The 24,161-nt window shown below is 35.1% G+C and carries 23 protein-coding genes; 18 read left to right on the top strand and 5 right to left on the bottom strand.

Annotated elements, in window-relative coordinates:
* Positions 1-6: 6 nt before the first annotated feature.
* The gene (locus BGO27_07190) at positions 7-1,341 is read right to left on the bottom strand and encodes an HslU--HslV peptidase ATPase subunit (GenBank protein OJV12500.1); all 1,335 of its coding nucleotides are present in this window, start codon (positions 1,339-1,341) and stop codon (positions 7-9) included.
* Positions 1,328-1,879, bottom strand: a complete 552-nt coding sequence (locus BGO27_07185) for an HslU--HslV peptidase proteolytic subunit (GenBank protein OJV12499.1) — start codon at positions 1,877-1,879, stop codon at positions 1,328-1,330. Before BGO27_07185 ends, BGO27_07190 begins: the two co-directional genes overlap by 14 nt.
* Before the next feature lie 167 nt (positions 1,880-2,046).
* Here BGO27_07185 and BGO27_07180 point away from each other — a divergent pair, with 167 nt between their 5' ends.
* The 16 genes from BGO27_07180 to BGO27_07105 all read left to right on the top strand — a co-directional run bounded on the left by BGO27_07180 (position 2,047) and on the right by BGO27_07105 (position 18,114).
* Complete coding sequence (locus tag BGO27_07180; GenBank protein ID OJV12498.1) at positions 2,047-2,421, top strand: NADH-quinone oxidoreductase subunit A; 375 nt, start codon at positions 2,047-2,049, stop codon at positions 2,419-2,421.
* Positions 2,391-2,981 (top strand): NADH dehydrogenase, encoded by a 591-nt coding sequence (locus tag BGO27_07175; GenBank protein OJV12497.1) that lies wholly within the window; start codon positions 2,391-2,393, stop codon positions 2,979-2,981. The genes BGO27_07180 and BGO27_07175 overlap by 31 nt, the downstream gene beginning before the upstream one ends.
* A complete protein-coding gene (locus BGO27_07170; protein ID OJV12496.1) occupies positions 2,971-3,573 on the top strand; it encodes an NADH-quinone oxidoreductase subunit C in 603 nt (200 codons plus the stop codon). The genes BGO27_07175 and BGO27_07170 overlap by 11 nt, the downstream gene beginning before the upstream one ends.
* Before the next feature lie 10 nt (positions 3,574-3,583).
* Positions 3,584-4,765 carry an NADH dehydrogenase gene (locus tag BGO27_07165; protein OJV12495.1) on the top strand — a complete coding sequence of 394 codons (1,182 nt, stop codon included), beginning with the start codon at positions 3,584-3,586 and terminating at the stop codon, positions 4,763-4,765.
* On the top strand, positions 4,762-5,370 hold the full coding sequence (locus BGO27_07160; GenBank protein OJV12494.1) for an NADH-quinone oxidoreductase subunit E: 609 nt from the start codon (positions 4,762-4,764) through the stop codon (positions 5,368-5,370). Before BGO27_07165 ends, BGO27_07160 begins: the two co-directional genes overlap by 4 nt.
* A gap of 2 nt (positions 5,371-5,372) precedes the next feature.
* Positions 5,373-6,647: an NADH-quinone oxidoreductase subunit F gene (locus BGO27_07155; GenBank protein OJV12493.1), complete on the top strand. Its 1,275-nt coding sequence runs from the start codon at positions 5,373-5,375 to the stop codon at positions 6,645-6,647.
* 13 nt (positions 6,648-6,660) lie between these two features.
* Complete coding sequence (locus BGO27_07150; GenBank protein OJV12492.1) at positions 6,661-8,709, top strand: NADH-quinone oxidoreductase subunit G; 2,049 nt, start codon at positions 6,661-6,663, stop codon at positions 8,707-8,709.
* Complete coding sequence (locus BGO27_07145) at positions 8,710-9,711, top strand: NADH-quinone oxidoreductase subunit H (GenBank protein OJV12491.1); 1,002 nt, start codon at positions 8,710-8,712, stop codon at positions 9,709-9,711.
* 12 nt (positions 9,712-9,723) lie between these two features.
* The gene (locus BGO27_07140) at positions 9,724-10,206 is read left to right on the top strand and encodes an NADH-quinone oxidoreductase subunit I (GenBank protein OJV12490.1); all 483 of its coding nucleotides are present in this window, start codon (positions 9,724-9,726) and stop codon (positions 10,204-10,206) included.
* Positions 10,207-10,209: 3 nt separating this feature from the next.
* Entirely contained in the window at positions 10,210-10,839 is a 630-nt protein-coding gene (locus BGO27_07135; GenBank protein ID OJV12489.1) for a hypothetical protein, read from the top strand.
* Positions 10,840-10,843: 4 nt separating this feature from the next.
* Positions 10,844-11,152 (top strand): NADH-quinone oxidoreductase subunit K, encoded by a 309-nt coding sequence (locus BGO27_07130; GenBank protein OJV12520.1) that lies wholly within the window; start codon positions 10,844-10,846, stop codon positions 11,150-11,152.
* Between the two features lie 3 nt (positions 11,153-11,155).
* Complete coding sequence (locus tag BGO27_07125; GenBank protein OJV12488.1) at positions 11,156-13,081, top strand: NADH-quinone oxidoreductase subunit L; 1,926 nt, start codon at positions 11,156-11,158, stop codon at positions 13,079-13,081.
* A gap of 4 nt (positions 13,082-13,085) precedes the next feature.
* Positions 13,086-14,645, top strand: coding sequence for an NADH-quinone oxidoreductase subunit M (locus BGO27_07120; GenBank protein OJV12487.1), 1,560 nt, complete (start codon positions 13,086-13,088; stop codon positions 14,643-14,645).
* A gap of 6 nt (positions 14,646-14,651) precedes the next feature.
* The gene (locus BGO27_07115) at positions 14,652-16,103 is read left to right on the top strand and encodes a hypothetical protein (protein OJV12486.1); all 1,452 of its coding nucleotides are present in this window, start codon (positions 14,652-14,654) and stop codon (positions 16,101-16,103) included.
* 30 nt (positions 16,104-16,133) lie between these two features.
* The gene (locus BGO27_07110; protein ID OJV12485.1) at positions 16,134-16,907 is read left to right on the top strand and encodes a biotin--[acetyl-CoA-carboxylase] ligase; all 774 of its coding nucleotides are present in this window, start codon (positions 16,134-16,136) and stop codon (positions 16,905-16,907) included.
* A 64-nt stretch (positions 16,908-16,971) separates the two neighbouring features.
* Complete coding sequence (locus BGO27_07105; GenBank protein OJV12484.1) at positions 16,972-18,114, top strand: hypothetical protein; 1,143 nt, start codon at positions 16,972-16,974, stop codon at positions 18,112-18,114.
* A gap of 24 nt (positions 18,115-18,138) precedes the next feature.
* On the opposite strand, the gene BGO27_07100 is transcribed toward BGO27_07105, so the two are convergent.
* From BGO27_07100 to BGO27_07090, 3 genes are all read right to left on the bottom strand, one after another.
* Positions 18,139-20,793 (bottom strand): hypothetical protein, encoded by a 2,655-nt coding sequence (locus tag BGO27_07100; protein ID OJV12483.1) that lies wholly within the window; start codon positions 20,791-20,793, stop codon positions 18,139-18,141.
* Positions 20,794-20,937: 144 nt separating this feature from the next.
* The gene (locus BGO27_07095) at positions 20,938-21,930 is read right to left on the bottom strand and encodes a tryptophan--tRNA ligase (GenBank protein ID OJV12482.1); all 993 of its coding nucleotides are present in this window, start codon (positions 21,928-21,930) and stop codon (positions 20,938-20,940) included.
* Positions 21,930-22,691, bottom strand: a complete 762-nt coding sequence (locus tag BGO27_07090; protein ID OJV12481.1) for a hypothetical protein — start codon at positions 22,689-22,691, stop codon at positions 21,930-21,932. The genes BGO27_07095 and BGO27_07090 overlap by 1 nt, the downstream gene beginning before the upstream one ends.
* An 89-nt stretch (positions 22,692-22,780) precedes the next feature.
* On the opposite strand from BGO27_07090, the gene BGO27_07085 reads away from it, so the two are divergent.
* Positions 22,781-23,557 (top strand): type I methionyl aminopeptidase, encoded by a 777-nt coding sequence (locus BGO27_07085; GenBank protein OJV12480.1) that lies wholly within the window; start codon positions 22,781-22,783, stop codon positions 23,555-23,557.
* A 115-nt stretch (positions 23,558-23,672) separates the two neighbouring features.
* Complete coding sequence (locus tag BGO27_07080; GenBank protein OJV12479.1) at positions 23,673-24,086, top strand: hypothetical protein; 414 nt, start codon at positions 23,673-23,675, stop codon at positions 24,084-24,086.
* The last annotated feature ends 75 nt before the right edge of the window (positions 24,087-24,161 follow it).

Raw genomic sequence — 24,161 nt, 5'->3', positions numbered from 1 at the left:
AGCTTCCTATAATATAAACTTGCTAAGATCAATATTATAAGAAATGTCTTTAAGCTGGCTTTCAACATAATCTGCGGTGATAGCAAAGTCTTTATCAGTAATTTTATCGCCCGCATCAAAGCTTACTTCGCTTAGTAACTTTTCTAAGATTGTATGAAGCCTTCTTGCGCCAATATTTTCAACTTCGTTATTAATATGAATTGCGATTTCGGCAATTTTTTCAATAGCTTCGTCGGTAAATTTAAGCTCAATTGATTCTGTTTTTATAAGTGCCTGATATTGTTTAAGCAGGCTTGTTTCAGGCTCTTTCATGATTTTAATCATGTCATCTTTAGATAGCGGCTTAAGCTCAACTCGTACAGGAAGTCTCCCTTGAAGCTCTGGTAGTAAATCAGAAGGCTTGGCTAAGTGGAAAGCGCCCGATGCAATAAACAAAATATGATCAGTTTTAATAATGCCGTATTTTGTATTAATGAATGTACCTTCAATAAGTGGAAGTAAATCACGCTGCACACCTTCGCGGCTTACGTCGCCTCTGCCATCGTTTCGTGCTACAACCTTGTCTATTTCGTCAATAAATACAATACCGTCTTGCTGGGTTAAATCTAAAGCAGTTTTGATAACTTTTTCATCATCAATTAGGCTATCAGATTCTTCTTTAATTAGAATTTCCATCGCCTCCTTAGCAGTAACTTTTTTGGTTTTGGTTTTCTTATCAATACCAATAGCCTTGCCTAAAATATCACTAATGCTAACAACGCCTACGCCCATTTGACCGCCTGGCATATCAAACATATTCATACCCGAATTTGGGCTTGGATTATCTACAACTTCAATTTCAACTTCCTTAGAGTCCAGTTTGCCATCATGAAGCATTTGTCTAAATTTTTCGCGAGTCTCATGGCTTGCATTTTCGCCAACTAAGCTATTTAATACTTTATCTTCAGCAGACTCACGAGCTAAATCTTCGTATTCTTTACGCATCTTCTGGCGTACCATATTTACGGCATTTTCAAAAAGATCACGGATAATAGACTCTACGTCCTTACCAACATATCCTACTTCAGTAAACTTAGTTGCCTCAGTTTTGATAAATGGCGCACCAACTATTTTAGCAAGGCGTCTTGCAATCTCAGTTTTACCAACCCCAGTAGGACCGATCATAAGAATATTTTTAGGAACAATTTCTTCCTTCATTTGCTTGTCATCAACATTTCTGCGACGAATACGGTTTTTAAGAGCAATTGCTACTGCTTTTTTGGCATCACTTTGTCCTACAATAAATTTATCAAGTTCGCTAACAATTTGCCTAGGAGTGATGGTTGATTCATTTACGTTCATTTTCTAAAACTTCCATAATTATATTGGTATTGCTATAAACACATATGCCTGCTGCGATCTCCATAGCTCGTTTTGTAATTTCTTCTGCTTTTAAATCAAAGTCATAAAGTGCGCGTGCTGCAGAAAGTGCATAATTGCCGCCTGATCCGATTGCTACAACTCCGTCTTCTGGTTCTATCACGTCACCATTACCTGTTAAAACCAGGGTGACTTTAGAATCTACAACAATCATCATAGCTTCTAAACGTCGTAAATATTTATCTGTACGCCAGTCTTTAGCAAGCTCAACGCAAGCTCTCATTAGTTGATTTGGGTGCTTATCAAGCTTTGCCTCTAGTCTTTCAAAAAGTGTAAGTGCATCGGCAGTAGAACCTGCAAAACCAACCTGAATCTTACCGTTTGCTAGATTACGAAGTTTTTTTGCATTTGTTTTTATGATTGTCGGACCCAGCGATACCTGTCCGTCAGCGGCGATAGCAACCTGATCGCCCTTACGTACAGATAAAATTGTGGTACCGTGCATTGATTCCATTGCCATTATTTTACCTAATTTAAAAATATCTTGATAATAAGTTAATTACTGATTTCCACTTTTTCAAGTAAAGAGTAGCATTATTTTATTATATTCAAGAAATAGTTTGCAAATTTGAATATTTCGATATTATATATTATATGGCAAAAATATATAATTTTTAGAGATTTATCATGTTTTTTGACCCCAAGTTACTTACGGAATATTTTCCGCTTTTGGTCTTTTTAGTTATTGCAATCGGGCTTTCAATAGTCATGGTGGTTATTCCATTTATACTTGCAACATTTAAGCCTGACCCTGAAAAAACATCTGCATATGAATGCGGATTTGATGCTTTTGGCGATGCCAGAGGTAAATTTGATATTAGATTCTATTTAGTTGCAATTTTATTTATCATTTTTGATCTTGAGGTTACATTTTTGTTTCCTTGGTCTATAAGTCTTAAACACATTGGTCTTACAGGATTTTGGTCTATGATGCTGTTCTTAGCGGTACTAACAATAGGCTTTGTTTATGAATGGAAAAAAGGTGCACTCGAGTGGGAGTAAATATGTTTAATAAAAGTAATAGCCCAATACCTAGCGGAAGCGATCAAAATGCAATACTTACTGCAATGGCAGATGAAGTTAAAAACCGTGGCTTTGTACTTGCAAAGCTCGATGATCTGGCAAACTGGGCAAGAACAGGGTCACTTTGGCCTATGACTTTTGGGTTAGCATGCTGCGCGGTTGAGATGATGCAAACAGCTGCAAGTAGATACGATCTTGACAGATTTGGTTTAGTATTTAGACCATCACCAAGACAATCAGACGTTATGATCGTTGCAGGTACTCTTACAAATAAGATGGCTCCGGCACTGCGTAAAGTTTATGACCAGATGCCTGAACCTCGCTGGGTTATATCTATGGGAAGCTGCGCAAACGGTGGTGGATATTACCATTACTCATATTCAGTTGTTAGAGGATGTGACAGGATTGTTCCTGTTGACGTATATGTGCCAGGATGCCCACCAACAGCAGAAGCTCTGCTATATGGGATTATTCAGCTACAAAGAAAAATTAAACGTACCGGCACATTAAAGCTTAAGAGGTACGCAAATGAGTCATAGTAACGAAGAGCTTATAACTTATATAAATGCTAATATTACATGCCTTAATGATTTGCATATTGCGCATGATAATTCGGTTCACTGCCGCGTTGACAGTCAAAATATTTTGAATGCAATTTGTTTTTTTAAAGATGACGAAAAAATGCAGTTCAAAACATTGATTGATATTTTTTGTTCTGATTTTCCATACAAAGAAAAGAGATTTGAAGTAACATATCAGCTTCTAAGTATGAAGTATAATAAAAGGGTTTATATTAAAACATCAGCTGATAGTGATGAAATACTTGATTCGGTATCATCCATATTTAGTGGTGCTATATGGTACGAACGTGAAGTTTGGGATATGTATGGCGTTATGTTTAACGGCAACCCAGATTTAAGAAGAATACTTACAGATTATGGCTTCCAGGGTCATCCGCTTCGTAAGGACTTTCCACTTACAGGATATGTTGAAGTTCGCTATGATATGGAAACCAAAAAAGTTGTTTATGAACCAGTAAATTTATCACAAGAATATAGAAGTTTTGACTTTTTAAGCCCATGGGAAGGTGCGCATTATGTTCTTCCTGGTGATGAAAAAGCAAAAGCATAAAAGGTGAGTTATGTCGCAGCAGTTTGAAATTAAAAATATGACCCTTAACTTTGGTCCGCAGCATCCAGCGGCACACGGAGTATTAAGGCTGGTTTTAGAGATGGATGGTGAAGTTATTGACAGAGCTGACCCACACATAGGTCTTCTTCACCGAGGTACTGAAAAGCTTATGGAGCATAAAACCTATTTGCAGGCACTACCTTATTTAGACAGGCTTGATTACGTAGCTCCGATGAATCAGGAGCATGCTTATTGCTTAGCAGTAGAGAAATTGCTTGGTTGTGATGTGCCACTTAGGGCGCAGTATATTAGAGTGTTATTTGCTGAGCTTGGCAGACTTTTAAACCATATAATGAATATTACAACACAAGCGCTTGACGTTGGTGCAACTACTCCGCTTTTATGGCTTTTTGAAGAACGTGAAAAACTTATGGAATTTTACGAAAGAGCAAGCGGCTCGCGTATGCATGCTGCATACTTCAGACCTGGTGGTGTAGCTCAGGATATATCAGATGATTTATTAAGCGATATTAAAAACTTTAATGATAAATTTATTGAATGCTTGGCGAATGTTGAAAGTTTACTAACAGATAACAGAATTTGGAAGCAGCGTTTAGTTGATATTGGTGTTGTATCGCCTGAAGAGGCAATGAACTGGGGATTTTCAGGTGCAATGGTTAGAGGATCTGGTATTGCCTGGGACTTAAGAAAATCACAGCCATATGATGTTTATAGCAAAATGGATTTTGATATTCCAGTTGGTAAAAACGGTGACTGTTATGACAGATATTTGGTGCGTGTTGAAGAGATGTACCAGTCAGTTAAGATCATAAAGCAATGCTTGGAACAAATGCCAAAAGGTCCTGTGAAAACGTTAGATAAGAAAATTGCACCGCCTCCTAGAACTGAAATGAAAAAATCTATGGAAGCATTAATTCATCACTTTAAGCTTTATACTGAAGGGTATCATGTGCCAGCGGGTGAATATTATGCAGCGGTAGAGGCTCCAAAAGGAGAGTTTGGTGTGCATGTGATTGCAGATGGTACAAATAAACCATATAGATGTAGATTAAGAGCGCCAGGTTTTGCTCATTTGCAAGGATTAGATTTTATGTCAAAAGGACATTTACTTGCAGACGTAGTAACAATTATAGGAAGCCTTGATATTGTATTTGGAGAGATTGATAGATGAGTGGCATAAAACCAAGTAAGCATTTTGAGCAACCAAAAACATTTGAGTTTAATGCTGAAAATCAAGAAAAAATTAAAGCAATTATTGCTAAGTATCCAGAAGGGCGTCAGCAAAGTGCTGTGCTTCCACTACTTGATTTAGCGCAAAGACAAAATGATAACTGGATTCCGCGTGCTGCAATGACAAAAATTGCTTCAATTTTGAATATGCCAGAAATCAGAGTATATGAAGTTGCAACATTTTATACAATGTTTAATCTTGCCCCTGTTGGAAAGTATTTTATACAGCTTTGCGGAACAACCCCATGTTGGTTAAGAGGCGCTGACGACATTAAAAAAGTTTGCAAAAACAAGCTAGGTATTGAATCTGGCGAAACTTCAGAAGATGGAATGTTTAGCCTTTTAGAAGTTGAATGTTTAGGTGCGTGTTCCAATGCTCCAATGGTGCAAATTAATGATGACTACTTTGAAGATTTAAATGAAGAAAACTTCACAAAACTATTAGATGATTTAGCAGCAGGAAAAGAAGTAAAAGTAGGACCACAAAATGGTCGCCTCAATTCAATGCCTGAGGGCGGTAAAACAACTCTGAAAGAGGGTGTGTAATTATGTTGCATGATAAAGACAGAATTTTTAAAAACTTATATGGCGAGCATGATTGGAAGTTGGATGGCGCAAAAAAACGTGGCATTTGGGATAATACCAAAGCTTTAATTGAACGCGGTCAGGATAATATCATTGAAGAAGTTAAAAAATCTGGACTTCGCGGTAGAGGTGGGGCTGGGTTCTCAACTGGTATGAAATGGTCATTTATGCCAAAAACTCATGCTAAGCCTTCATATTTAGTAGTTAATGCCGATGAAAGTGAACCTGGAACATGTAAAGATCGTGAGATTATGCGTTCAGACCCGCATATGCTTATTGAAGGGTGCTTAATTGCATCATTCGCAATCAGAGCGCATGCTTGTTATATATATATTCGTGGTGAATATGTCCATGAGGCACAAAGATTACAATATGCTATAGACGAAGCTTATAAAGCAGGTCTAATTGGTAAAAATGCTTGTGGTTCAGGCTGGGATTTTGATCTATATGTTCATAGAGGAGCTGGTGCTTATATTTGTGGTGAAGAGACTGCGTTACTCGAGAGTTTAGAAGGAAATAAAGGTCAACCAAGGCTTAAGCCGCCATTTCCTGCGGGAGTTGGACTTTACGGCTGCCCTACGACAGTAAATAACGTTGAGTCAATCGCAGTAGCACCAACAATATTAAGACGTGGTGCTGACTGGTTTGCAGGTATTGGCAGACCTAATAATACTGGTACCAAAATCTTCTCAATTTCAGGTCATGTCAACAAGCCTTGTAACGTTGAAGAAGCTATGGGAATTCCGCTTAAAGAACTTATTGAAAAACATGCTGGTGGCGTTAGAGGCGGCTGGGATAACTTGCTTGCAATTATTCCTGGTGGATCATCTGTTCCGATGCTTCCAAAATCAATTTGCGATGAAGTGCTAATGGATTTCGATAGTTTGAGGGCAGTTCAAAGCGGACTTGGCACAGCGGCAGTAATCGTTATGGATAAATCGACAGATATTATTTATGCAATTGCAAGACTGAGTAAATTTTATATGCATGAATCATGTGGTCAGTGTACGCCATGCCGTGAAGGTACGGGCTGGATGTGGCGCGTTATGATGCGTTTAGTAGAAGGCAGAGCAGAAAAACACGAAATTGATCAATTGCTTGATGTAACCAAACAGATCGAAGGTCATACAATTTGTGCGCTAGGTGATGCAGCGGCATGGCCAATTCAGGGGCTTATAAGACACTTCAGACCAGTAATTGAGCAAAGAATTGAAGAATATAGAAAAAGAGTAGCATAGAGGGTTAAAAGTTATGCCAAAAATTACAATAGATGGCAAAGAGATTGAAGTAGCAGCAGGTCTTACAGTTATTCAGGCTTGTGAAATTGCAGGTATTGAAATACCAAGATTCTGCTACCATGATAAATTATCGATTGCTGGTAACTGCCGTATGTGCTTAGTAGAAATGGAAAAAGCACCAAAACCAGTTGCATCTTGCGCAATGCCTGTAAATGATGGCATGGTAATAAAAACTGATACGCCTACAGTTAAGAAAGCTCGTGAAGGTGTAATGGAGTTTTTACTAATTAATCATCCGCTTGACTGCCCTATATGTGATCAAGGTGGTGAATGTGATTTGCAAGATCAAGCTATGGCATATGGTAAGTGCGGTAGCCGTTTCCACGAAAATAAACGTGCTGTAACAGATAAATATATGGGTCCTCTGATTAAAACCCATATGACAAGATGTATTCACTGTACCAGATGTATCAGGTTTATTGACCAGATTGCAGGTGTTCCAGACCTTGGTGCAACAGGCAGAGGCGAACATATGGAAGTTGGTACTTATGTTGAAAAAGCAGTTTCATCTGAAATATCAGGCAATATAATTGATTTATGTCCGGTTGGAGCGCTTACATCCAAGCCTTATGCATTCAAAGCAAGAAGCTGGGAACTTCGCAAAGTTGAATCTATTGATGTTTTAGATGCTGTTGGAAGCAACATTAGGGTAGATTACAGAGGTCTTGAAGTAATGCGTATTCTTCCAAGAATTAATGAAGAAATCAACGAAGAATGGATAAGCGATAAAACAAGATTTGCTTATGATGGTTTAAAATATCAAAGACTTGATAGACCAATGCTTAAAGAAAACAGTAAGTTTAAAGAAGCTTCATGGGAAGATGCATATGCTGCTGTAAAGAATTTGCTTAATACCCATAAGCCATCTGAAATTGGCTTTATTGCTGGTGATCTTGCAGATGGTGAGTCAATTTATCTCATGAAAAGAATCGCAGATGATCTAAATATTAAAAACATAGACGGTGTAAAAGGCTTAAAATATAAATTTAATAATAGATTCTCTTATTTGTTTAACACAACAATACAAGGCTTAGAAAAAGCTGATGTTGTTCTATTTGTTGGAAGCAATCCACGTTATGAAGCTTCAATGGTAGGTGCAAGATTACGCAAAACATATCGTAAAAATCATACATATTTCGCAAGTATTGGTAAAATTGACGATCAAACATATCCAGTTGAGCATTTAGGCGATAATGCAAATATTTTAAAGGATATTCTGGCAGGTGAGCACGAATTTGCTGAGAAATTACAAAACGCTAAAAACCCTGTAATTATTGTTGGTGAGGCTATTTTTGCAAGAGAAGATTCGTATTCAGTTCAAAAAGTCCTTTCTGATATTTGTGAGAAATTTAACATAAACCGTGATGATCATAAAGGTTATAACGTACTTCATAAAGCTGCAAGCAGAGTTGCTAGCCTTGACCTTGGGTTTGTGCCTGAAAACGGGATGAATGCATACCAAATGATTGAAGCGGCAAAATCTGGTGATATAAAAGTTTTATACCTATTAGGCGCAGATGAATTTGCTTTATCTGGTATTAGTGATAAATGTAAAATTATTTATCAGGGTCACCATGGCGATAATGGTGCTAAACATAGCCATGTAGTGTTACCAGGAAGCGCTTATACTGAGAAAAATGCAATATATTTAAATATGGAAGGACGAGTACAGCAAACAAAAATGGCTGTAGCGCCTTTAAATATGGCAAAACCTGATTACCAGATTTTATCTGAAGTCATTGAAAATATTGGCAGAATTACGGCTCCAAAAAATTTAAAAGAGTTACGTAGTGAAATTTATGCAAAACATCCACATTTTGCAAAAATAGATGAAATTTTATCTGAAAATTTTGTAGCTTTTGGTAGTGCAGGTGATATAAATAATTCTACCATAAATACAATTTGTGATAATTTCTTTATGACAGATCCAATATCGAGGTCATCAAGAACTATGGCGGAATGTGCAAAGCTGTTTAAAAACAAAGACGAAGAGGCTGCATAAATGTTAGAAAGTATCATATTACCTGTAGTTTTTATTATAGGAAAAATACTTTTAGTAATAGTACCTTTACTTGTGTGTGTTGCATACTTAACATATGCCGAGCGAAAGGTTATTGCGTCTATGCAAATGCGCAAAGGACCTAACGTTGTAGGACCTTTCGGATTATTACAGGCTTTTGCTGATGGTCTTAAGCTCATGCTTAAAGAGATTATACTTCCAACTCAGGCTAATAAAGTGATCTTTATGATTGCGCCTATAGTAACCTTTGTATTGGCTTTAATAGGCTGGGCAGTTGTGCCATTTAGCGAAAATGGTGCTATAGCAAATATAAACGTGGGCGTACTATATTTATTGGCAGTATCATCACTTGGTGTATACGGCATTATAATGTCAGGGTGGGCAAGTAATTCTAAATATGCGTTTTTAGGTGCTATCAGATCATCTGCACAGATGATTTCTTATGAAGTATCAATGGGGCTTGTAATTATTACAGTTCTTTTGTGTACTGGCACGCTAAACCTTACAGAAATAGTACTGGCTCAAAAGAATATGCCATGGTATTTTGAGTTGTTACTTCTTCCTATGTCAGTTGTATTTTTTATATCAATTCTTGCTGAAACAAACAGACTTCCATTTGATTTACCAGAAGCAGAAGCAGAGCTTGTTGCAGGTTATAACGTAGAGTATTCATCTATTCCATTTGCGCTTTTCTTTTTAGGGGAATATGCAAATATGATTCTAACAAGTGCTATGCTTGTGATACTATTTATGGGAGGCTGGCTTCCGCCATTTAATATTGAAGCTTTAAGCTTTATCCCAGGTTTTATCTGGTTTGTATCAAAAATTGCTTTTGTATTGTTCTGCTTTTTATGGGTAAGGGCAACTCTTCCACGTTACAGATATGATCAGCTTATGAGACTAGGCTGGAAAGTTTTCTTACCGCTAAGCCTAATATGGGTTGTGCTTGTTGCAAGCGTTGTGGTATATACAAATAATGTTTAGAAAAGGTTTGGAATGTTTAACAGGTATCTAAAATCATTTTTACTTTATGAGATTGTGGCAGGAATGGCGCTAACCTTAAAGTATATGTTCAAGCCAAAAGTTACAATTAATTACCCGTATGAAAAATCACCAATAAGCCCAAGATTTAGGGGTGAGCATGCTTTACGCAGATATCCTAATGGTGAAGAAAGATGTATTGCATGTAAGTTATGCGAGGCAATTTGCCCAGCACAGGCGATAACAATTGAAGCAGAGCAAAGAGAAGACGGAAGCCGTAGAACAACTCGTTATGATATAGACATGACAAAATGTATTTACTGTGGATTTTGTCAGGAAGCATGCCCAGTTGATGCAATTGTTGAAGGACCAAATTACGAATTTGCAACTGAAACCAGAGAAGAGCTGTTTTATAATAAAGAAAAGCTGCTCAGAAATGGTGCAATATGGGAACAACAAATTGCAGATAATATTAATAAAGAAGCAGAGTACAGGTAGATTATGGTAGATTTAATTGCAGGTCTCAGTTTTTATTTTTTCGCAAGCCTTATGGTGATATTCTCACTTATGGTAATTAGTCTTCGTAATCCCGTACATTCAGTTCTTTCATTAATAATGGTGTTTTTTAATGCAGCAGCGTTATTTGTATTAATATCAGCTGAATTTTTGGCTATGACTGTAGTGATAGTATATGTGGGCGCTGTAGCTGTATTGTTCTTATTCGTTGTAATGATGCTAGATATTAATATTGCTGAAATTAGAAAGGGTTTTTACAAAAATATATATTTTGCACTTTTTGTAGGAAGTGTATTATTTATAGACTTATTTGTAATGTTCAATAATTCATATACAAAAGTTATGGCGTCAAATTCATTTTATGTGCCGCATTTACCAAATTCAAAGTCGAATATTAGACAAATAGGTGATGTTCTCTACACAGAGTATTCGATACCTTTCCAATTATCAGGAATTATTTTGTTAGTAGCTATGATAGGATCAATTTTACTTACTTTAAGAACCAGAGAAAAAGTTAGAAAACAAGATATTAATAAACAATTATCTCGTACAAAAGAAGGTGGTTTAAAAATAGTAAAAATGGAAACAGGACAGGGAGCAAACTTTGGAAACTAGTTTAATTGCGGTATCTATTATAGATTACTTTATACTCTCAGCGATAATATTTACTATTGGCGTTGCTGGTATTTTTATAAACCGTAGGAATCTTATAGCAATATTGCTTTGCATCGAGCTTATTTTATTATCTGTAAATATTAATTTTATAGCTTCAGCTATGCAGAGAGACCAGTTAGAGGGTCAAATATTTGCAATCTTTATTTTAACAGTTGCGGCTGCTGAAGCTGCCATTGGGCTTGCTATACTTGTAATATACTATCGTAATAAAAATACAATTACGGTAGATAGCGCAAATCAGTTAAAGGGGTAGTTTATGATCGAAGCAATTGTACTTTTACCTTTATTTGGAGCAGCAATAGCTGGACTGTTTTGTAGGAATGTATCGCGTAATTTTGCGCAGTCTATAACAACAGCCGCTATATTTGTAGCATTAATTTGTGCATTACTTACATTTAAAACAGTAATTTTAGATAAGCAAATTCTTACTTCTACACTTTTTTCATGGATAAATATTCCAATGTTTAAAGTTAGCTGGACAGTAACTATTGATAGTTTAACTGCTGTAATGCTTATTGTAGTTACATCAGTTTCATTCTTAGTGCATTTATATTCAGTAGGGTATATGCATCACGACCCACACATCCAAAGGTTTATGGCGTATTTATCTTTATTTACATTTGCAATGCTTATGTTAGTTACTGCTGACAACTTATTACAGGTATTTTTCGGCTGGGAAGGCGTAGGTGTTTGCTCGTATTTATTAATTGGATTTTGGTATCATAAAGAGTCTGCTTATAAAGCCGCAATTAAAGCTTTTTTAGTTAACAGAGTCGGTGATCTTGCATTTATCATCGGGATTTCATGTATTTATTACTTATTTGGTTCTATTAATTTCAGCGAAATATTTACTCAAATTCCAAATAAATTAGATTCTACTTTTATGGTCTTTGGATATGCATTTAATGCAATAGATTTTATTTGCTTAATGCTTTTCTTAGGGGCAATGGGTAAATCAGCGCAATTGGGTTTACATACTTGGCTCCCTGATGCAATGGAAGGACCAACACCTGTTTCTGCTCTTATTCACGCTGCAACAATGGTAACAGCCGGTGTTTTCTTAGTTGCGAGATTCTCCCCGATGTTTGAATATTCAGCAGATGTTAGAAGCTTTATAGTAATCATAGGAAGTTTAACAGCAATGTTCGCCGCAATTGTTGCAATGACACAAACTGATATTAAGAAAATAATCGCATATTCTACCTGTAGTCAGTTAGGTTATATGTTTGTAGCATGTGGTTTATCTGCATATCCTGTGGCAATTTTTCATTTAGCAACACATGCATTCTTCAAGGCGCTTTTATTCTTAAGCGCAGGTAGCGTAATACATGCAATGAGTGATGAACAAAATATCTTTAACATGGGTAATTTGTGGAAAAAAATTCCTGTAACATATGCTATGTTCTGGATTGGATCAATTGCTATCGCAGGATTCCCACCACTTGCAGGCTACTATTCCAAAGATGCAATTATTGAATCTGCGTTTATGAGCCATGGTGATATTGCTAAATTTGCTTATTTTGCAACTGTATTTGCAGCTTTCCTAACTACATTCTATTCGTGGAGGCTGTTATTTAATGTATTCCATGGTAAGGCTAATTACAATGATGAAGTAGCATCGCATGTTCATGAATCGCCTCTGGTAATGCTTGTGCCTTTATTTGTCTTGGCATTTGGCGCGGTGTTTTCAGGATACTATGGTGCAGAAATTTTAGGAATTATTCATGAAAATTTAGCATTCTGGAATGGTGCGATTAAAGTTCAGGAAGCTCATAATATTCTAAGTGAAATTCATCATACTCCTCAAATAATCAAAATCTTACCATTAATACTTGGTGTTATTGCGATAATTTCAGCTTTTGCAGTATATATACTGATCCCAAATATGAAAGACACTATGAAAAAATATTTGAAGCCAGTTTATAAGCTTTCATTTAATAAATTTTATTTTGATGAAATTTACCATAAAGCGTTTGTTGAGCCGTTTACAAAAATTGCTCAAAAAATATGGCAGTTATTTGATATTAAAATTGTAGATGGCTTTGGTCCTAACGGTTTTGCATCGGCTACAAAGCAAATTGCTTATAAAGTTTCAAAAGCTCAAACTGGACTCATATATCACTATGCATTTGTGATGTTCATTGGTTTGCTTGGTTTATTAACATATTATATTTTCTGGTAGAAATATGACAAAGTTACCATATTTAAGTATTTTAATATTTATACCGCTTATCGCAGGTTTACTAATATTATTAATGTTTCAAAATAATGATGAAAAAAGCCAAAAGCAAATTAGAAACTTTAGTTTAATTTCAACACTTGCTACATTCATAGTTTCATTAATCATTTCCTATTCTTTTTTCGTAAACCCTGCTGTATTTTCAAGCTTAGAAAATTACTCAAGCTTTGCATTTGTAGAAGATTATGGCTATGGTCTGCCAGTGCTTGGGGTTGATGGCTTAGCATTGTCTCTCATTATGTTAACTACATCTCTAATGCCGATTTGTATACTGGCAAGTGGTGCAGTAAAACAAAGATTAAAGCTATATATGGCAAGTTTTTTGTTTTTAGAGGCGATTGTTATAGGTATATTTACCTCAATGAATGCTATATTATTTTATATCATGTTTGAAGCATCTCTAATACCTATGTTTATGATCATTGGTATATGGGGGGGAGATAACAGAATTTACGCAGCGATGAAATTCTTCCTGTATACATTTTTGGGATCGGTCTTATTATTAGTAGCAATTTTATATTTAAACAATCAATTTTCAACATTCGATATAGTATCACTTCAGATGCTTACGCCAAGCCTATCACTAACAATACAGAAATATTTATGGCTAGCACTCTTTGCATCATTTGCTGTGAAAATCCCAATGTTTCCTTTTCATACTTGGCTGCCAGATGCGCACGTACAAGCGCCTACAGCAGGTTCTGTAATATTAGCGGGTGTTTTACTTAAGCTAGGTGGCTACGGCTTTTTAAGGTTCTCTATACCAATGCTACCTGAGGCGTCAGTATATTTTACCGATTTTATAGTAGTGCTAAGTATTATTGCCATTATTTATGCGTCCATAGTTGCTTTTGCCCAAAAAGATATGAAGAAAATGATAGCATATTCATCTATTGCTCATATGGGATATGTTACTATCGGTATGTTCATAGGATTAAAGTATGGTGCTAAAACCCATAATATAGTTAATTTTGAAGGTATGAATATTGCAGCAACTAACTATGCTGGATATTACGGATCAATATTCCAAATGATAAGCCATGGCTTTGTATCTGCGGCACTTTTCTTAATAGTTGGCAGCTTATATGACAGGCTTCATACAAAAGAAATTGCTGCATATGGCGGCGTTGCAAGTAAAATGCCAGTTTTAAGTGCATTCTTTATGATATTTATGCTTTCCTCAGTAGGACTTCCAGGAACTAGCGGATTTGTTGGTGAATTTTTGGTAATGCTGGGTGTAATTTCAGTTCATAAAACTTTCGGCATTTTAACTGCATTAGGTGTAGTTTTAGGCGCAATATACATGCTTGTATTATATGCAAAAGTAATGTTTGGAAAAATTACAAATCCTGAAATTGAGCATTTTAAAGACGCAACTGTTTTAGAGAGAGTATATTATATTCCGCTTGCGTTTATTACCTTATTAATTGGTGTTTATCCTGACATTGTGAATAGATTTATTACGCAATCTATAGGAAATTATGCCAAATTGTTTTTATCGGAGTAGTCTATAATGCTAGAAGCATCAGGTTTATTACATATATTTTCATCATCTATTGCCCCTGATTTTTACGTAGGACTATTAGGAGTTATAGTACTTATGATTGGTGTGTTTAAGGGTGAAAAAACCTTTAAACCATTATGTTTAGGCAGTGCAGCTTTTTTAGTAGGTATCATTCCTTTGCTTAATATATCAAATAATTTCGATATGCAGGTATTATATACTGATTTTACTGCTGTTATGCGCTCTATTTTGATATTGTTTACAGCGGTGATTCTAGTGTTAATGGCATCTAACAAAGATGCTAAATCTTACTATACATTTGAGCTGGTTCCACTAGTTATCTTTTCATTACTCGGTGCTATGATGATGCTTTCATCTGCGACTTTTATAAGTTTATATGTCGCAGTAGAGCTTCAGGCATTAAGTTTATATGTTCTAGCTGCATCAAACCGCGATAATGCGTTATCATCTGAGGCAGGTCTTAAATACTTCGTTCTTAGTGCAATTGCATCAGGATTAATGCTATATGGAATGTCTCTAGTATATGCATTCACAGGGACTATTAGTTTTGAAACATTAAAGGCATCTATTGGCAATGAATATATTGACCTTTCAAGTTTACCATCTGCTATTACAGTTGGGATTGTTATGATATTAATAGGTTTTTTCTTTAAATTATCTTTAGCTCCATTTCACATGTGGACACCAGATGTATATGAAGGATCACCAACTATATTTACTGCATTTTTTGCGTCGGTGCCTAAAATCGCGGCAATTGGCTTATTAGTTAAAATATTTGATGCATATTTAATCAAATGGTTACCAAGCATGCAAGGCATATTCATTCTGGTAGCTGTAATTTCAATGTTTGTTGGGGCATTTGGTGCTATTAAACAAACTAAAATCAAAAGAATTATGGCATACAGCTCTATCAGTAATATGGGTTTTTTAATTCTGGCGCTTACTAATCCTGCAACTATGAAGCTTGTTACAGAGATTTATGTTATAATTTATGGTGTAACAGTAATAGGTGCATTTGCTGTATTTACTGCTATTGAGAAGTTTTACGCTTTTGAAAGTATAGATGATTTATCAGGTCTTTCAAAAACATCACCATATGCAGCCCTCATTATTGCTATTATGATGTTTTCACTCGCAGGAATCCCGCCACTTGCAGGATTTTTTGCTAAATTTGTAATACTTGAGTCATTAGTTGCATCAAATCATATTATCATTGCAGTACTTGCTGTAATTTCTTCGGTAATTTCAGCTTATTACTATTTAAATATCGTAAAGGTAATGTACTTTGATGAAGTTAAAGGCATGTTACAACTGCGCATGAGTATGGACAATATGATAGTGGCTGCATTTGCTGGAATATATAACATTGTTTATATTCTATTTCATAGTAGTGCTATAAGCTATTTTTCAGCTTTAAATGTACTGAGTTTATCGAAATAACCTTAAAAGATTATCCCCTGGGAGATATTAATGACCTGGCAGAATGAGTTTACACCGCTTTTATACGACGTAATTGATAGTACAAATGCAGAAGCAATACGTATAGCAAAAAGGGGCGCTCTGGGAAATTTTTTAATTTGGGGGGGCGTACAGACAGCAGGTAAGGGCAAGTATGGCAGGGTTTGGCACTCAGAACCTGGGAATTTGCACATATCACTTCTATTAAATCAAAAATACCAAATATATAAAGCAAGTCAGCTTGTTTATGTTGCGTCAATTGCACTTGTAAATGCTCTTAATGAAATGAAACAAAAGCTTTTTGATAATTCTCATAATAAGTTTTATATAAAATGGCCTAACGATATTATTTTAAATCATAAGAAATGTGCAGGCATTTTGCTGGAAAGCCAAATTTCATCAACTGACAACAACTGTGATTTTGTAGTTATAGGGATTGGCGTTAATACGAAAATTTGTCCTCAGCATAGTGACGCTAATTTTGCTCCTACATCTCTTTTTGAAAATGAGGTTTTCATAGATAATAATGAACTTATAGATAAGTTTATGTCTAACTTTATGAAAATATATGATATGTGGTTTAAAAATAACTTTGAATATATTCAATCACAATGGCAAAATAACGCATTTATGATGAATGAAAAAATTAAGGTTTCCACAAGGAATAATATTATTACAGGTATTTTAAAAGGTTTGAATGAGGACGGGCTTTTAATTATTACTTCAGATGAGGGCGAAGACATTTCAATTTCAACAGGCGAAGTGTTTTTGCCTGATAATTTATAAATTATATTGAGATTTAAGCATAAAAACCTTATTTTATACCTAAAATCTTTTAGGAACATTCAAAATGTCGATGCTTGCAAATAAAAAGTCGAATTTTACCGATAATAACCCAATACTTGAAATTTCAAGATTATCAAAGCGTTTTGATGGTCAGGTGACGCCTACATTAGATGATATCAATCTAACAATATATGAAGGCGAATTCTTTGCATTACTGGGTCCTTCAGGCTGTGGTAAAACAACGCTTATGAGAATGATAGGCGGTTTTGATAATCCCGACGTTGGCATTATTAGAATTGACGATAAAGACATCACAAATTCCCCTGCTAGTAAAAGACCTGTAAATATGATGTTTCAGTCTTATGCACTATTTCCTCATATGAATGTTTTTGAAAATATTGCATTTGGTTTAAGGCAGGAAGGTTTAGACCAAAAGACAATAGATGAAAGGGTAGATAACGTTCTTGAAATAGTTAAAATGAAGGATTTTAAGTCACGTAGCATTGAAGACTTATCAGGTGGTCAGCAGCAGCGTGTGGCGCTTGCTAGGTGCATTGCAAAACGTCCTAAGATTATTATGCTAGATGAGCCACTAGGTGCGCTTGATCTTAAAACAAAAGAGCATACGCAGTTTGAACTGATGAATATTCAGCATATGCTTGGCATTACATTTATTATGGTGACTCATAATCAGCAGGAAGCTATGGCTATGGCAAACCGTATGGCGATTATGGATAAGGGAAGAATCCTGCAAATTGGTACGCCTCAGGAAATTTATGATTATCCTAATAGTTTATTTGTTGCAGACTTTATTGGGACAATAAATATGTTTGAGGCTTTTGTTGAAGAAGTTGACGACCATGAAGATTATTCGATTGTAAGGCTTATTGAGTTTAATGATTTAAGGGTTAAAATTAGCCTTCAAAACAGGTTTCAGGCAGGAACAAATGTATATATCGGTATCAGACCTGAAGAGTTTATAATTTCCAAAGATCAGGCATTAGCTGATGAGAATTTTTTTAAAGCAAAAGTGCTGGATATAAGTTTCTTAGGTGATCAACTGATATATCAGGCAGAGACAGCACATGGCAAAGTTATAACAGCTACAACGCCAACAGCCGCAGGTTCCCGCCAGCAGGATATTAAAATAGACGATGAAATTTTCTTAGGATGGCATGATACAGATGGTACAATGCTGATAAGGTAGATTTCTAAAAAACTATTGAAGTATCTATTTTATATACTTATTCATCACTTCAAGCAGAACCTGTTTTTTAACTGGTTTTGAAGTATAGTCGTCCATTCCAGCGTCCAGACATTTTTCTTTATCACCTTTCATGGCATTAGCAGTAACGGCAATAATTATGTTTCGTTTTTTAATTTCACTACTTGCTTCCATTTTTCTTATAGCTTTGGTTGCTGCATATCCATCCATTTCAGGCATTTGACAATCCATAAGTATAAGATCGTACATATTTTCTTTGACCATATCTATTGCTATTTTGCCATTTTCGGCAGTACTTATAACGGCTCCGGTATTTTTAAGTACCGCTAGAATAAAATCTCGGTTTACTGGATTATCTTCAACAACTAATAACTTTTTATCTTTAAATATACCGTTTTGTTGAATTTCGGTATTTTTCTTAATTCCGCCCTGTAAGTCTACGGGTAGTTTTAAATTTATCCAAAATTTAGACCCTTTGCCTTCTATGCTTTCAAGTCCTATGTTACCGCCCATCATTTCTATAAGCTGCTTACATATTGCAAGACCAAGACCAGCTCCGCCATATTTACGTGTGGTGCTGCTATCTGCCTGAGAAAACTTTTGGAATAACTTCGATTGAGAGTTTAAAGGAATGCCAACGCCTGTATCTTCTACTATTATAAGTAACTTTTTAAACAGGTTGTTGTCATCTGGGACTTCTTTAATAATCAATGAAATATAGCCTTGATCCGTAAATTTAATTGCGTTATTCATTAGATTATTAATAATTTGCTTAAGTCTCAGTGGATCCCCTATAAAATATTTTGGCAAACTGTTATCAAAATTGACTTTAATATCAATATTCTTCTCTCTTGCTTTAGCTGATAATAAATTAACCAAGTCACTGATTATTTCATATAAATCAAATGAAATATTTTCTAAGTTTAGTTTACCAGATTCAATTCTTGAAATATCAAGTATATCATTAATTATATTAAGCAAAACCTCAGACGATTTTTTTACAGTATCAAGATAACTTGTTTGCACAGGATCTAATTTTGTTTCCGATAGCAACTCAGTCATTCCCATAATGCCATTCATAGGGGTTCTAATTTCATGACTCACTGTTGCTACAAATTCAGATTTTAATATGTTAGCTCTTTCTGCAAGCTCCCTTGCTGCCTCCAGTTCTATATTTTTCATCTCTAAAGCTTTGGATGCTTTGACAACTTTTAGCTCAGCATTTTTACGTTCTGTAATATCACGTATACTACTTACAAACATTTTATTGCCATGTATTTCAAAATCATTTACCCCAAGCTCCATAGGAAATATCTGACCATTTTTTCGCCTGCCAGAAGTTTCTCTGCCAACTCCTATAATTTTAGCTTTTTTGGTTGTAATATAATTTTCTATATACTGATCATGCTCAGTTTTATAAGGCTCTGGCATTAGGATTTTAATATTCTGACCTATTACTTCATCAGCGGTGTAGCCAAATATTCTTTCTGCAGCTGGGTTGTAAGTCTTTACTATTCCTTTGCTATCAATAGTAATAATACCGTCTACAACAGTGGTTAGTACTGCATTAGTATGAGTAAGACTATCATTAAGTGAGTCAGTTTTTTCTTTAACCAGGTTCTGTACTTTAATATTTTTGGATAGCAATATGTAAATAAGTACACCACCTAAAAAGCTTAATATAATACCACCAGATAAAATAATAATTGTTTCGTAATTTCTTATTTGGGAGTCAAATTTTGGTGTGCTTTGCCAGACTAGATGCCATTTTCGTTGTTTAACTTCAATTGTTTTTGTTATTTTAAGCTTGGAATCATATTTGTTATCCTGATTCATAGATGTATAAATTATACTATCATTATTTATTTCTTCGCCATCGTATACAGTGAAGTCAAAATATTCGCCCTGATTTGATGTAAGGCTTTTCATAAAGTTTTTACCAACAAATGGAGCATATATCCAGCCCTTGAATGAATTCACTCTTTCATCTTCGTTTTTTAAGGATACGCCTGATTTATACATAGGTAAGAATAGTAAGAAACCGGGGCTTTTTGTTTGATCTTGTACCAAGAGAACTTTTCGAGTTACAGCAGCTACTCCTGAATTCCTAGATAAATATGCAGCTTCTCTTCTATGCTCTTCAAATGCAACATTAAGTCCAACAGCTGGTTTATTAATTTCAATCGGCTCAATATAAGTTATAACAAATAATTCGGGTCTTGGTGTTTCAGGGTGAATTTTGAACTCAATATCCTTCCTCTTTTTCATTTCTTTCAAATATTCATCTTTATCTCTCATGTGAATATCAGCAATATAACCTATACCGTTGATACCAGGGTAAGCATTTCTGACATCAAGTGATGCTACAAATTTTCGCCATTCTTCACTATCAACTTCTCTATTTGTATGAAACAGAGCTGCTCCACTTATTAAAGCTTTTTCATAAGAATCAATACGATAAAGTAATGCTGCCTCGCTTTCTTTTACCATAGCCTCAAAATGTATAATATTTTTGTCGTTTATAGAATGACTAGCCCTTTCCCAAATAAGATAGGTGACTAACATTGAAATTAAAGTAAAGGCTAAAGCTGGTATGAGTGATTTGCACTCAAACATTTTGCATGGTTTAAAATTTGATAGTACAAATTTCTCCTTATCCATGCATTTCTCCTAATGGATGATTATAATTAACTTATATTATTCAATAATTGTAAATTAATTAACTTTTCTATGCAAGTCAGAGATGTATGTATAGATCTTTTTTTTCGTGTATAACAGGCGATTAATAATCTAATTAGTTGATTATTATAGAAAACCCATAATTTTCTTAACGTCATTAACAAAAGGAATGGTATCTGATAAAGCCTTATTCTTCCCTTTAGCTAAAATAGAGAGTATGTAATCTTCATTTTTACGGTAATCAATCATTTTCTGCCTAATAGGACTCATATGTTCAATAATTATCTCAGATAAAGCTGTTTTTAAACTTGAAAAGCCCTGACCCTCAAACTTTTGAGCAACTGTAAGCTTTTCTTCGTTAGCGAACGCGGCATAAATATTAAGCATATTATTAAGCTCTGGTCTTAACTCAAGATTTTCAGATGATATTACATCGCTATCAGACTTTGCCCTCATAATTTTTTGGCGGATGGTATCTGCATCATCATCTAAATTTATTCTTGATGCTTCAGAAATATCTGATTTACTCATCTTTTTTGAGCCGTCTCTAAGGCTCATAACTCTGGTAGCAGCCCCCATTATTAATGGCTCAGGTAAATTGAATATATCTGTAGAGTATTTGCTATTAAAGCTTTGGGCGATATCACGTGTAAGCTCAATATGCTGCTTCTGATCATCACCCACAGGTACATGAGTAGGACGATATAATAAAATATCAGCAGCCATAAGTACTGGATAACTATATAATCCTAAATAAGCCTGATCCTTATTTTTACCAGTTTTATCCTTAAACTGGGTCATACGGTTAAGCCAGCCGATTCTAGCAACGCATGAGAAAATCCATGCAAGTTCTGCATGAGTATAAACTTGAGACTGAGCAAAAATCGTTGTTTTTTCAGGATTTATTCCAGAAGCCAAGTAGCTTATTGCGATATCTATAATATTCTGGCGTAATTTGGTAGGGTCTTGATCTACAGTAATAGCATGTAAATCAGCTAGGAAAAGATATATTTCTTCGGATTCTTCCTGAATAGATACCCAGTTTTTAATTGCGCCTAAATAGTTCCCTATATGTAGTCCGCCACTAGTATTTATTCCAGAAAGAATCCTTTTTTTCACTATTGTTTAGCCTCCTCAGGCACATTAACTAACTCGCCACCAAGTTTTTTAATCATTTCAACGATATCATTGTATGCTTTTGTTATTTCATTATCAGAATAACCGCTAACAATAAGAGTTGTACCTCTTTTACCGTCAAAAGCAAATGGATAGCTTCCGATTTCAACTTCTTTATTATTCTCTTGAATGTTTTCTAAATCAAGAGCAAAAAGACCTTCGGTAAGGAAAGTAGTAACTGACTGTGACTTCATTACTTCACCGCCCTTAAGCTTGCCTTTTAATGTACTGAACATTGATTGCATAATTCTTGGAACACCAGCCATAACGTGGATGTTTTCAAGAATAAAGCCAGGAGCATGTGACATCGGGTTTTCGATAAGCTCACAATTTTCAGGAATGTAAGCCATTCTAATTCTAGCTTCGTTAATTTCTTCTTCTTTATATAACAGCCTTAAACACTCGAGAGCGCATTGATCTAAAAGTAATTTACGACCAAAAGCTTTAGCAATTGACGCAGATGTAATGTCATCATGTGTAGGGCCAATACCACCTGTTGTAAATACATAGTCATATTTTTTGCTCATAGCTAGCACTGTGTCCATGATTTCAGACTCAATATCCATAATCATTCTCACTTCGCTTACTCTGATACCTAAATTATTAAGTTCTGTAGAAAGGAATTGTACGTTTTTATCAGCAGTTTTACCAGAAAGGATCTCATTACCAATAATAACAATCGCTGCTCTTACTGTTTTTTGCATTTTACATACCTTAAATTTTATATTATATGTAGAAAATAAGTATTACGCCGCGAATTGTAGTAAATTTTTTAGAAAAAACAAGAGAAATTATGAGTATCACGATACATAAGCCACAAGACTTTGAAAATATGAGAAAAGCTGGAAGGTTGGCAGCCGAAGTTTTAGACATGATTGGCGAGTATGTGGACGTTGGCGTGACTACAAATTATCTTAACGATTTGTGCCATAAAATGATAATTGAAAATGGCGCGATTCCTGCGCCTCTTGGTTACAGGGGATACCCCAAATCTATTTGTACATCTGTAAATCATGTGGTTTGCCATGGTATTCCTGATGATAAAGAACTAAAGGATGGTGACATTCTTAACATCGACGTTACCGTAATAGTAGATGGCTGGTATGGTGATACTAGCCGCATGTACTTTGCGGGCAAACCTAAAGTGCTTCCTAAAAGGCTTACTCAGGTTACCTATGATGCTATGATGAGGGGCATTGAACAAGTAAAACCTGGTGCTACACTTGGTGATATTGGGCATGCTATACAGTCTTATGCCGAAAGTCACAATTTCTCGGTAGTTAGGGATTATTGCGGGCATGGTATTGGGCAAATTTTCCACGGTGACCCTAATATTCTGCATTATGGTAAGCCTGGACAGGGATTGGTGCTGGAAGAAGGTATGTTTTTTACAGTAGAGCCAATGATTAACGCTGGTAAATACGAGACATTACTGGATGCTAAGGACGGCTGGACTGTAAGAACCAGAGATAAATCACTCTCTGCACAGTTTGAGCATACAATTGCCGTAACCAGTAATGGTTTTGAGATTTTCACAAGTTCGCCTAAAGGGCTAAACTTCCCAGAATAAATTTCTATATAAATCAGTATCTTGGCTTTTTGCTTGTTGTTAAAGGTTAAAAACCTATTGATAATATATTAATTTTTGATTACATATAGGTCAAAATTATTATTAATTAGATTATATGCAAGATAAAACATTTACCGACCTACCTGCTGAAACATTAAATGAAATATCATCTTATTTAAACCTAGAAGATATGATCAAATTCAAATCTGTTAATAGGTTTAATAGAGGCTGGGTGAAAAAGTTTAATGGGAAATTAAGAATTAAATCAAGTAATGATTTAAAAAATATTACCATATTTCTTAGTCAATTACAGCTTCTAAAATATGTTTCAAAAATTACTATTGACTTCAGCTACAAAAATGGTACCCGTGAATATGAAAGATTTAATAAAAATTGCTTAGAAAAATTTCCTAATGTAAGGGAAATTTGTGTTTCAAGTAGTGATCAAAATGATTTGAGATATAGTAATTTACATGAAATTATTATCCCTAATTCAGTTAAGAAAATTTTCATACCTTTTATAACCTAAATTCTAGAATCTAATGCAACAGCTGATATGTAAAAAAGGTAAGGAAGTGGTGTTGAGTAAAAGAAGGATTGGAAT

The sequence above is a fragment of the Alphaproteobacteria bacterium 33-17 genome (assembly GCA_001897445.1).
Taxonomy (GTDB): Bacteria; Pseudomonadota; Alphaproteobacteria; order Rickettsiales; family 33-17; genus 33-17.
This window is presented reverse-complemented; position numbering and strand designations above follow the sequence as displayed.

Coding starts and splice junctions, on each gene's coding strand:
- BGO27_07120 (OJV12487.1), top strand. CDS start 13,086: ATGACAAAGTTACCATATTTAAGTATTTTAATATTTATACCGCTTATC.
- BGO27_07185 (OJV12499.1), bottom strand. CDS start 1,879: ATGGCAATGGAATCAATGCACGGTACCACAATTTTATCTGTACGTAAG.
- BGO27_07135 (OJV12489.1), top strand. CDS start 10,210: ATGGTAGATTTAATTGCAGGTCTCAGTTTTTATTTTTTCGCAAGCCTT.
- BGO27_07110 (OJV12485.1), top strand. CDS start 16,134: ATGACCTGGCAGAATGAGTTTACACCGCTTTTATACGACGTAATTGAT.
- BGO27_07085 (OJV12480.1), top strand. CDS start 22,781: ATGAGTATCACGATACATAAGCCACAAGACTTTGAAAATATGAGAAAA.
- BGO27_07175 (OJV12497.1), top strand. CDS start 2,391: ATGGAAAAAAGGTGCACTCGAGTGGGAGTAAATATGTTTAATAAAAGT.
- BGO27_07170 (OJV12496.1), top strand. CDS start 2,971: ATGAGTCATAGTAACGAAGAGCTTATAACTTATATAAATGCTAATATT.
- BGO27_07155 (OJV12493.1), top strand. CDS start 5,373: ATGTTGCATGATAAAGACAGAATTTTTAAAAACTTATATGGCGAGCAT.
- BGO27_07165 (OJV12495.1), top strand. CDS start 3,584: ATGTCGCAGCAGTTTGAAATTAAAAATATGACCCTTAACTTTGGTCCG.
- BGO27_07105 (OJV12484.1), top strand. CDS start 16,972: ATGTCGATGCTTGCAAATAAAAAGTCGAATTTTACCGATAATAACCCA.
- BGO27_07115 (OJV12486.1), top strand. CDS start 14,652: ATGCTAGAAGCATCAGGTTTATTACATATATTTTCATCATCTATTGCC.
- BGO27_07150 (OJV12492.1), top strand. CDS start 6,661: ATGCCAAAAATTACAATAGATGGCAAAGAGATTGAAGTAGCAGCAGGT.
- BGO27_07190 (OJV12500.1), bottom strand. CDS start 1,341: ATGAACGTAAATGAATCAACCATCACTCCTAGGCAAATTGTTAGCGAA.
- BGO27_07160 (OJV12494.1), top strand. CDS start 4,762: ATGAGTGGCATAAAACCAAGTAAGCATTTTGAGCAACCAAAAACATTT.
- BGO27_07100 (OJV12483.1), bottom strand. CDS start 20,793: ATGGATAAGGAGAAATTTGTACTATCAAATTTTAAACCATGCAAAATG.
- BGO27_07080 (OJV12479.1), top strand. CDS start 23,673: ATGCAAGATAAAACATTTACCGACCTACCTGCTGAAACATTAAATGAA.
- BGO27_07140 (OJV12490.1), top strand. CDS start 9,724: ATGTTTAACAGGTATCTAAAATCATTTTTACTTTATGAGATTGTGGCA.
- BGO27_07090 (OJV12481.1), bottom strand. CDS start 22,691: ATGCAAAAAACAGTAAGAGCAGCGATTGTTATTATTGGTAATGAGATC.
- BGO27_07145 (OJV12491.1), top strand. CDS start 8,710: ATGTTAGAAAGTATCATATTACCTGTAGTTTTTATTATAGGAAAAATA.
- BGO27_07125 (OJV12488.1), top strand. CDS start 11,156: ATGATCGAAGCAATTGTACTTTTACCTTTATTTGGAGCAGCAATAGCT.
- BGO27_07180 (OJV12498.1), top strand. CDS start 2,047: ATGTTTTTTGACCCCAAGTTACTTACGGAATATTTTCCGCTTTTGGTC.